The following is a 7,593-nucleotide window of genomic DNA, read 5'->3' on the forward strand; positions in this document are numbered from 1 at the left end:
GGTGCGCGGGTCATCAAAGTCGAAAATCCCAAGGGCGGAGACTTCGCCCGCTACTACGACGAAGTCGTCAACGGGCTTGCTGCGCACTTCGTCTGGGCCAACCGCGGCAAGGAATCGGTGACGCTCGACCTGAAAGCCGAGGCAGGGCGCGACATCCTGCATCAGCTGCTGGACCGGGCCGATGTGCTGGTGTCCAACCTCGCCCCAGGCTCGGTGTCCCGCCTTGGCATCGGGGCCGCCGATCTGGAGCAGCGTCACCCGAACGTGATCGCGGTCGAGATCGACGGATACGGCCCGGGTGGACCGTTGTCACACAAACGGGCCTACGACCTGCTCGTCCAGGCGGAGTCCGGCGCCTGCGCCATCACCGGCAATCCAGGCGCGCCGGCCAAACCCGGGCCACCGGTGGCCGACATCAGCACCGGACTGTATTCAGCATTATCGATTCTGGCGCTGCTGTATTCACGGGACGCGCAGTCGACGCCGCGGGAGCATGGCAACGCGATAGGGCTCAGCCTGCTCGACACGATGACGGAACTGATGGGGTATCCGCTGACGTACACCCAGTATTCCGGTATCGACCAGCAGCCATTGGGTATGAGCTCGCCCGCGGTGGCGCCTTATGGAGCGTACCGCACTGCCGACGGTCAGACGGTCGTTCTGGGCACGACCAACGACAGTGAATGGCAACGTCTTTCACGACAGATCATCCAACGCGACGACCTCGCCGACGATCCACGGCTGGCGCATAACTCCGGGCGCTGCGCCCATCGTGACATCTTGGACGAGGCCATCGGCGCCTGGTGTGCAGGGCACGATCTGGACCACGTGCAGAAAACAGCGGACGCCGCGGGGATCGGCAATTCGCGATACAACCTGCCGAGCGAAGTTCTGGTCCATCCGCAGCTGATGGCGCGCGACCGTTGGCGGCAGGTCGAAACACCCGCCGGGCCGATTCAGGCCCTGCTGCCACCGCCCGTCATCGCCGGCTATCAGGCGCCGATGGGCGCGGTGCCCGGACTCGGGCAGCACACCGATTCGGTGCTCGCCGAACTCGGCATCGGTGCCGACGAGATCGACGGACTGCGAGGGCAGGGCGTCATCGGACCGGCGTACTCCTGATGTCCGAGGGGCCCGTGCTGCTGTGCACCGACCGCAACGGCGTGCGGACGCTGACGCTGAACCGGCCGCGCCGCAAGAACGCGATCAACCGTGAGCTGTGGATCGCGCTGGCCCAGGCGCTGACGGCGGCGGGCAAAGACAGCGATGTCCGCGCGGTGGTGATCACCGGTGCCGAGGGAGCGTTTTGCTCCGGTGCCGATATCTCGACGCCGGACGACAGTCATCCCGTCCACAAGCTGCAGCGGCTGACCGATGTCGCGCTGGCGCTGCACGAGTTGTCGGTGCCCACCATCGCCAAAGTCAACGGCGTCGCGGTCGGTGCCGGGTGGAACCTGGCACTGGGCTGCGATCTGGTGGCAGCGACGCCCGAATCGACCTTCTCGCAGATCTTTTCCAAGCGCGGCTTGTCAGTGGATCTTGGCGGCTCGTGGCTGCTGCCGAAAATCGTTGGCCTGCAACAGGCCAAGCGACTGGTTCTGCTGGCGGAGACCATCGACGCCGCCGAGGCGCACGCCTTGGGTCTGGTGACGTGGATGGTGGACGCCGGCGAGATCGACGCCTTCGTCGCCGACATCGCCGACCGGCTGGCCGCCGGGCCGCCGGTTGCGTTGGCGCACAGCAAGGCGCTGCTGAACGAGGGTGTGGACCGGACCATGCGCGATGCGCTGGCCAATGAAGCACGCGTGCAGGTAGGTAACTTCGCCACGGTCGATTCGGCGGAAGCGTATGCGGCTTTCGCCGAAAACCGGGACCCGTCGTTCACTGGTCAATGGGCGGTCAAGAGATCGGAGCAGAAAAATGCGTGAAACAGTCATCGTCGAGGCGGTGCGGACGCCGGTCGGAAAGCGCAACGGTGGATTGTCGACGATGCACGCCGCCGACCTGTCGGCCATCGTGCTCACAGAACTCGTGGAGCGCACCGGAATCGACCCGGACGTCATCGACGACGTGGTGTGGGGATGTGTGTCGCAGGTCGGCGATCAGTCCAGCAACATCGGTCGTTACGCAGTGCTGGCCGCCGGCTGGCCCGAACGCATTCCGGGCACCACGATCAACCGGGCGTGCGGCTCCAGCCAGCAGGCGCTCGACTTCGCCGCGCAAGCGGTGATGTCCGGCCAGCAGGACGTGGTGGTGGCCGGCGGAGTAGAGGTGATGAGCCGCGTTCCGCTCGGCTCGGCGAGGGCGAGCGGCCAACCCTACGGCCCTAAAGTGCTTGCCCGCTATGACGGTTTCTCCTTCAACCAAGGCCTTTCGGCCGAGATGATCGCCAAGAAATGGGGGTTCTCCCGCACCAGGCTCGACGAGTACTCCGCGCTGTCCCACGACCGCGCCGCGGCCGCCCAGGACAATGGCGCTTTCATTGACCAGATCGTCCCGGTCTTCGTCGACGACAACGCGGTTGCCGCCGATGAGGGCATCCGGCGGGGCACCACCGTCGAGAAGCTGGCCGGGCTCAAGCCCGCGTTCGACGACGCAGGCGTGATCCACGCCGGCAACTCCTCGCAGATCTCCGATGGGGCAGCGGCGTTGCTGGTGACGACGTCAGAAATCGCGATCGAGCTCGGCTTGACCCCGCTGGTGCGATATACGGCCGGCGCGGTGACCGGGGCGGACCCGGTGCTGATGCTGACTGGACCCATTCCGGCCACCGAGAAAGTGCTGAGCAAGGCCGGTGTCTCGATCTCCGACATCGGCGCGTTCGAGGTGAACGAGGCCTTCGCTCCGGTTCCGTTGGCCTGGCTCGCCGAAACCGGCGCCGACCCGGATCTGCTGAACCCGCTCGGGGGAGCCATCGCGCTAGGGCACCCGCTTGGCGCGTCGGGCGCGGTACTGATGACCCGCATGGCACATCACATGCGCGACAACGGGATTCGGTACGGATTGCAGACCATGTGCGAGGGCGGCGGCACCGCCAACGCCACAATCGTAGAACTCGTTGCCTGACAGGGTGCACCGAGATGCAGGCTCGGGTAGTGGATCGATGCCTGCAGCTCTTCGGTGGCTACGGCCACATGATGGAGTATCCGATCGCCCGGCTATACACCGATGCGCGGGTGGCGCGCATCTACGCGGGTACCAGCGAAGTGATGAAGGTGATCATCGCCAAGTCGCTCGGCTTATGAGGCCGGCGAAAAATTGATCGAGTGAGACCCTTGTCACAGTCGGCCAAACCAACCTACTGTGTGTTCAGTTGGTTGGTTTGGACAGAGGAGTCCGGTGCCGCAGACAAGGCCGTATGACTCGCTGCGGGCCAAGGGCGAGGATCGCAAACAACGGATTCTGGCCGTGGCGCAGCGGTTGCTGACGCGCAACGGGTGGCGCAATACGACCCTGGCCCAGATTGCCGGTGAGGCCGGTGTCAGCCCAGCGGGCCTGCTGCACCACTTCGAATCCAAAGAACAGTTGCTGCATGCGGTTCTCGACGCCCGCGACGCCGACGACGACGCGCACGCCGACCGGGCCGGCGATCTGATCTCCGAGATCGCCGCAGTGGCCGACCGGTTTTACCGGTCACCCGAACTGGTGGGCACCTACAGCGTGCTGCTCGCCGAGAATGTCGACCCCGACGCTCCGCTGCACGACCGCCTCGCCGCCCGGTACCGGGGCGCGATCGACATCATCACCGCGCTCATTCGGCGGGGTCAGGATGCGGGCCAGTTCCGTATGGATATCGATGTGACCGTCAAGGCAGTGCAAATCCTTGCCTTCATCACCGGAATGGAGACGACATGGCTGATCAATCCTTCGATACCGCTGACCGAGGTGTTCAAGGAGTACTCGGAGTCGTTGGCCCGGGACTTGGCACCACCGAGCCCGGCGTGAGATACCGGCTCGACGTCGTCGCCGCGGATGTCGCCGATGTGGTGAGGTTCGCCGGCGGTTGGCTGTTCGACCGGGCAATGGCCGGCTGGGACGTGACGGTGCTGCTCGCCGACCATCGCGATGACCGGCCGTTGCAGATTCTCGGCGCCCAGATCGTCGATCTCGAATACGCATTGGCGACGGTGGGGCACCGGCCGCCACCGCAGACCCTGGCCGCCGCGGCCGACCTGTTCGACTGCGACTCACGCGTGCGCCAAGGCGTCCTGCAGGCACTCGATCAGGGCGCCACCGAAGTCACGCTGTGGGGACAGACTTGGCCGCCTGAGCTGGACGACAGCGTCGGGTTGGTCGAGCACCGGCTCAGCGCCGCGGCCCGGGCGTTCAAGTCCCAGGCCCTTGCGGCGGCCGCGATCCGCGCGGATTCGATCGGGCCGATCGAGACCTTCCGCAGCCGGGTGATGTCCAGTCCGTCGGTCGAGGCCGATCTGATTCCGGCCATGTAGCCCGGCCGCAACCCTCTGCTTCCACGCGCGTTGACGTCGTGGCATGACCTATGGAAATCTAATACTCATCTCTGAGAGGCTCATTCTCACTGATTGAGATTGGAACGGTGCGAGATGGTGAACGACCCCGCCGAGCTGGACTTCTTCCGCGGCAGCGAGCTCATCGCGGATCCTTACCCGTACTACGAGTCGCTGCGGCAGCAATGCCCGGTGGCCAAGGAAAAGCACCACGATGTCACCATGGTGACCGGCTGGGACGAAGCCTGCGCCGTGCTGAACGACGCCGAGACGTGGTCGTCGTGCAACTCGGTGACCGGACCGTTTCCCGGTTTTCCGGTAAGCCTCGAAGGCCAGGGAGACGCTGACATCACCGAGCTGATCGAGCAGCACCGTGATGAGCTGCCGTTCAGCGACCAATTGCCCACGCTCGATCCGCCGACCCACACCAACCACCGCTCCCTGCTGATGCGGCTGATCACCCCGAAGCGCCTCAAAGAGAACGAGGACGCCATGTGGGCGCTCGCCGACGAGGCACTTGACGATTTTTTGGCGCCGGGGCACGGCGAGTTCATCAAGGGCTTCGCGAGCCCCTTCACGCTGCTGGTCATCGCTGACCTGCTCGGCGTGCCATTGCAGGATCGGGACAAGTTCGTCAAGGGCATCCGTGAGCACTCGGGTGGCGGTGTCGGCGGCACCGGCAAGGAATCGCTGGCCCACAGCCCGCTGGAATTTCTGTACGGCCTGTTCTCCGACTACGTCGTGGACCGTCGCAGCGAACCCCGCGACGACGTGCTGACCGGCCTTGCGACCGCGACCTATCCCGATGGCTCCGCACCGGAGGTCGGGGATGTGGCCCGGGTTGCGGCCAACGTCTTTTCGGCGGGTCAGGAAACCACCGTGCGACTGCTCGGAGCGTCCCTACAGACGCTGGGTGAGCGACCGGATATTCAGGCGCAATTACGCAAGGACCGCAGCCTGATTCCGAACTTCATCGAAGAGTCGCTACGCCACGAGAGCCCGGTCAAGGGGGACTTCCGGTTGAACCGGAAGCCGGTCAACATCGGCGGGGTCGACCTGCCGGCGGGCACCACCGTGATGGTGGTGCAAGCCGCCGCCAACCGCGATCCGCGCCGATTCGATGACCCCACCACTTTCGACCCGGCCAGAAAGAATGCCCGCCAACACATCTCGTTCGGTCGCGGTATCCACAGCTGCCCTGGCGCCCCGCTGGCTCGCGCCGAGACGCGGGTGGCTCTCGAACGACTGCTGGACCGGACGTCGGACATCCGGATCAGCGAGCACCATCACGGCCCGGCCAATGACCGCCGTTACCAATATGTTCCGACATATATCCTGCGCGGCCTGACCGAGCTGCACCTGGAGTTCACGCCGGCATGAAAGTCTGGGTAGATGACCAGCGTTGTCGCGGCCACGGTATGTGCCTCACGCTCTGCCCGGACGTGTTCAGCCTGACCGACGATGGATACGCGGTGTCGATCGATTCTGAGGTGCCGGCGGAATTGGAGTCGGCCGCGCAGGAGGCCATCGACTGCTGTCCCGAACAGGCCATCAGCGAGAAGTAATCGAACGCCCACGCGGATAAGGAGTTTCACCTAACTATGCCAAAGGGATATGTGATCCTCACCGAATCCATCAAGGATCCGGAAGGCATGAAGGCCTACGGTCGCGCGGCCGGCGCGGCGATGGGTGGAGTCAACATCCTCGCGGTGGACACCAAGCCCGCCGTCATCGAAGGGGATTGGCACGGCGACCAGACGGTCGTGCTGGAATTCGAATCGGTGGACGCGGCCCGCGCCTGGTATGAGTCCGACGCCTACCAGGCGGCGGCCAAGCTGCGGCAGGCCGCGGCCGATTGCAACGCGGTGATCATCTCCGGATTCGCCTGAGCCCAGACGCTTACGTCTAGTGCACCCCGATCTCGTCGCAGATCGGCGGGATGATGATCAAGCCACCGCGCGGGGTGCAGAACGGGTGCGGGGGCGGCGGTGGTGGCGGAGGCGGAGGCGTAAAGATCGGGGCCGGAATGTCTGCCGAAACGAAGCTGCCATCGGTGCTTCCCGCGAAACGCACGTTGCCCTGGCCCACCGGAACCACATACCAGGTGTGGCAGACACCCATGTCCCATTCAATGCCGCGGAACGGCAATCCTTGTCCGGGACACCAGGAGTGAGGCTGCGCAGCAAACGGGTCGGCCTGGGCGGTAGCTGTAGTTAGTGCTACCCCGGTGACCGCGACGCTGCCGGCCAGCAGGACTCCAGCGATTGTTTTCTTCATGGTGGCTTCCTTCCACTTTTCTGATCCGAAAAGTAGTTGCGACCGCTTCATGGATTCTTAACGCCGCAAGCCCTGCCTAGAACGGCGGCGGAGCATCGTCGTGGCCCGGTCAGTGGAGCGCCTTAGGTCGCCTATAGCGTCGAGCGCGCCCGTTGGCACATCCAGCGTCGGGAACAACACGGCGCTGCCGGGGGTGGTGGCGTAGGTCTGCGCCCTGGGGGATGTCCAGATGACGGTGCCGTCGGGGAGTTGTTGGTCGCGCCAGCCCCAGAACGTTTTGAGAAGGTGATGGGATCGACTAGCCGAAATACTCTCTGATCGGCGCTCCTCCGACGCCGCGCAGACTTTGCGACATCGCCACGCCAACGCCGTCGTGGCTACCGCCCATGAGCCGTCGCAAGACACCGAAACTCGACCCCATCCGCGGCTTACACTTCTGCAGTGCTCTCGGAGACGCGTTACGCGCTGAACGGGGACTTGCGCGTCGCCTACCGCGCGTCGGGTGAAGGTACTCGCGACATCGTGTTCGTCCCGAACTGGTTCACGAACTGTGAGGTGTTTCCGGACCTTCCATCCATCCAAGGATGGGTCGAGGCGATGACCTCGCTCGGTCGGCTGATCGTCTTCGACCAGCCGGGCAACGGGGCGTCCGACCCGGTCACACCCGACGCGCTGCCGACGTTGGAGCAATGGGCCGACAGCATCACCGCGGTGCTCGACGATCTCGGGAGTCGTGAAGCGGTCCTCCTCGTGAGCAGCGGCACCGTCGCGACGGGTGCGCTGTTCGCGGCAACACATCCGTCACGCACAATCGCGCTAGTCGTGCTCGAGGGCTACACAGGGCAAGCAG

11 protein-coding genes are annotated in these 7,593 nt (G+C 65.0%); 10 read left to right on the forward strand and 1 reads right to left on the reverse strand.

The window, feature by feature from the left end; translation table 11 throughout:
• The 9 genes from VGH54_RS23120 to VGH54_RS23160 form a co-directional block, all read left to right on the forward strand.
• Positions 1 to 1,122, forward strand: a 1,122-nt coding sequence (locus VGH54_RS23120; protein WP_331514433.1) for a CaiB/BaiF CoA-transferase family protein, incomplete at its 5' end; no start/stop codon positions are given.
• Positions 1,122 to 1,928 carry an enoyl-CoA hydratase/isomerase family protein gene (locus VGH54_RS23125; RefSeq protein ID WP_331514434.1) on the forward strand — a complete coding sequence of 269 codons (807 nt, stop codon included), beginning with the start codon at positions 1,122 to 1,124 and terminating at the stop codon, positions 1,926 to 1,928. The genes VGH54_RS23120 and VGH54_RS23125, both read left to right, overlap by 1 nt.
• Positions 1,921 to 3,066 carry a thiolase family protein gene (locus VGH54_RS23130; protein ID WP_331514435.1) on the forward strand — a complete coding sequence of 382 codons (1,146 nt, stop codon included), beginning with the start codon at positions 1,921 to 1,923 and terminating at the stop codon, positions 3,064 to 3,066. The genes VGH54_RS23125 and VGH54_RS23130 overlap by 8 nt, the downstream gene beginning before the upstream one ends.
• Positions 3,003 to 3,245: an acyl-CoA dehydrogenase family protein gene (locus VGH54_RS23135; RefSeq protein WP_331514444.1), complete on the forward strand. Its 243-nt coding sequence runs from the start codon at positions 3,003 to 3,005 to the stop codon at positions 3,243 to 3,245. Before VGH54_RS23130 ends, VGH54_RS23135 begins: the two co-directional genes overlap by 64 nt.
• 94 nt (positions 3,246 to 3,339) lie before the next feature.
• On the forward strand, positions 3,340 to 3,945 hold the full coding sequence (locus tag VGH54_RS23140) for a TetR/AcrR family transcriptional regulator (RefSeq protein WP_331514436.1): 606 nt from the start codon (positions 3,340 to 3,342) through the stop codon (positions 3,943 to 3,945).
• Complete coding sequence (locus VGH54_RS23145) at positions 3,942 to 4,448, forward strand: hypothetical protein (protein ID WP_331514437.1); 507 nt, start codon at positions 3,942 to 3,944, stop codon at positions 4,446 to 4,448. Before VGH54_RS23140 ends, VGH54_RS23145 begins: the two co-directional genes overlap by 4 nt.
• Before the next feature lie 114 nt (positions 4,449 to 4,562).
• Positions 4,563 to 5,846: a cytochrome P450 gene (locus VGH54_RS23150; protein WP_331514439.1), complete on the forward strand. Its 1,284-nt coding sequence runs from the start codon at positions 4,563 to 4,565 to the stop codon at positions 5,844 to 5,846.
• Positions 5,843 to 6,031, forward strand: a complete 189-nt coding sequence (locus VGH54_RS23155) for a ferredoxin (protein ID WP_331514440.1) — start codon at positions 5,843 to 5,845, stop codon at positions 6,029 to 6,031. Before VGH54_RS23150 ends, VGH54_RS23155 begins: the two co-directional genes overlap by 4 nt.
• Before the next feature lie 36 nt (positions 6,032 to 6,067).
• A complete protein-coding gene (locus VGH54_RS23160) occupies positions 6,068 to 6,355 on the forward strand; it encodes a DUF1330 domain-containing protein (protein WP_331514441.1) in 288 nt (95 codons plus the stop codon).
• A gap of 16 nt (positions 6,356 to 6,371) precedes the next feature.
• On the opposite strand, the gene VGH54_RS23165 is transcribed toward VGH54_RS23160, so the two are convergent.
• The gene (locus VGH54_RS23165; RefSeq protein ID WP_331514442.1) at positions 6,372 to 6,743 is read right to left on the reverse strand and encodes a hypothetical protein; all 372 of its coding nucleotides are present in this window, start codon (positions 6,741 to 6,743) and stop codon (positions 6,372 to 6,374) included.
• Between the two features lie 441 nt (positions 6,744 to 7,184).
• Between VGH54_RS23165 and VGH54_RS23170 the strand changes: the two genes are divergently transcribed.
• Positions 7,185 to 7,593 (forward strand): alpha/beta hydrolase (locus tag VGH54_RS23170; protein ID WP_331514443.1); only part of this gene is annotated, 409 nt, incomplete at its 3' end.

The sequence above is a fragment of the Mycobacterium sp. genome (assembly GCF_036488105.1).
Lineage (GTDB): Bacteria > Actinomycetota > Actinomycetes > Mycobacteriales > Mycobacteriaceae > Mycobacterium.

Bases quoted from the DNA above. Each gene is read 5' to 3' on its own strand.
- VGH54_RS23165 (WP_331514442.1), bottom strand. From the start codon at position 6,743: ATGAAGAAAACAATCGCTGGAGTCCTGCTGGCCGGCAGCGTCGCGGTC.
- VGH54_RS23155 (WP_331514440.1), top strand. From the start codon at position 5,843: ATGAAAGTCTGGGTAGATGACCAGCGTTGTCGCGGCCACGGTATGTGC.
- VGH54_RS23125 (WP_331514434.1), top strand. From the start codon at position 1,122: ATGTCCGAGGGGCCCGTGCTGCTGTGCACCGACCGCAACGGCGTGCGG.
- VGH54_RS23150 (WP_331514439.1), top strand. From the start codon at position 4,563: ATGGTGAACGACCCCGCCGAGCTGGACTTCTTCCGCGGCAGCGAGCTC.
- VGH54_RS23160 (WP_331514441.1), top strand. From the start codon at position 6,068: ATGCCAAAGGGATATGTGATCCTCACCGAATCCATCAAGGATCCGGAA.
- VGH54_RS23130 (WP_331514435.1), top strand. From the start codon at position 1,921: ATGCGTGAAACAGTCATCGTCGAGGCGGTGCGGACGCCGGTCGGAAAG.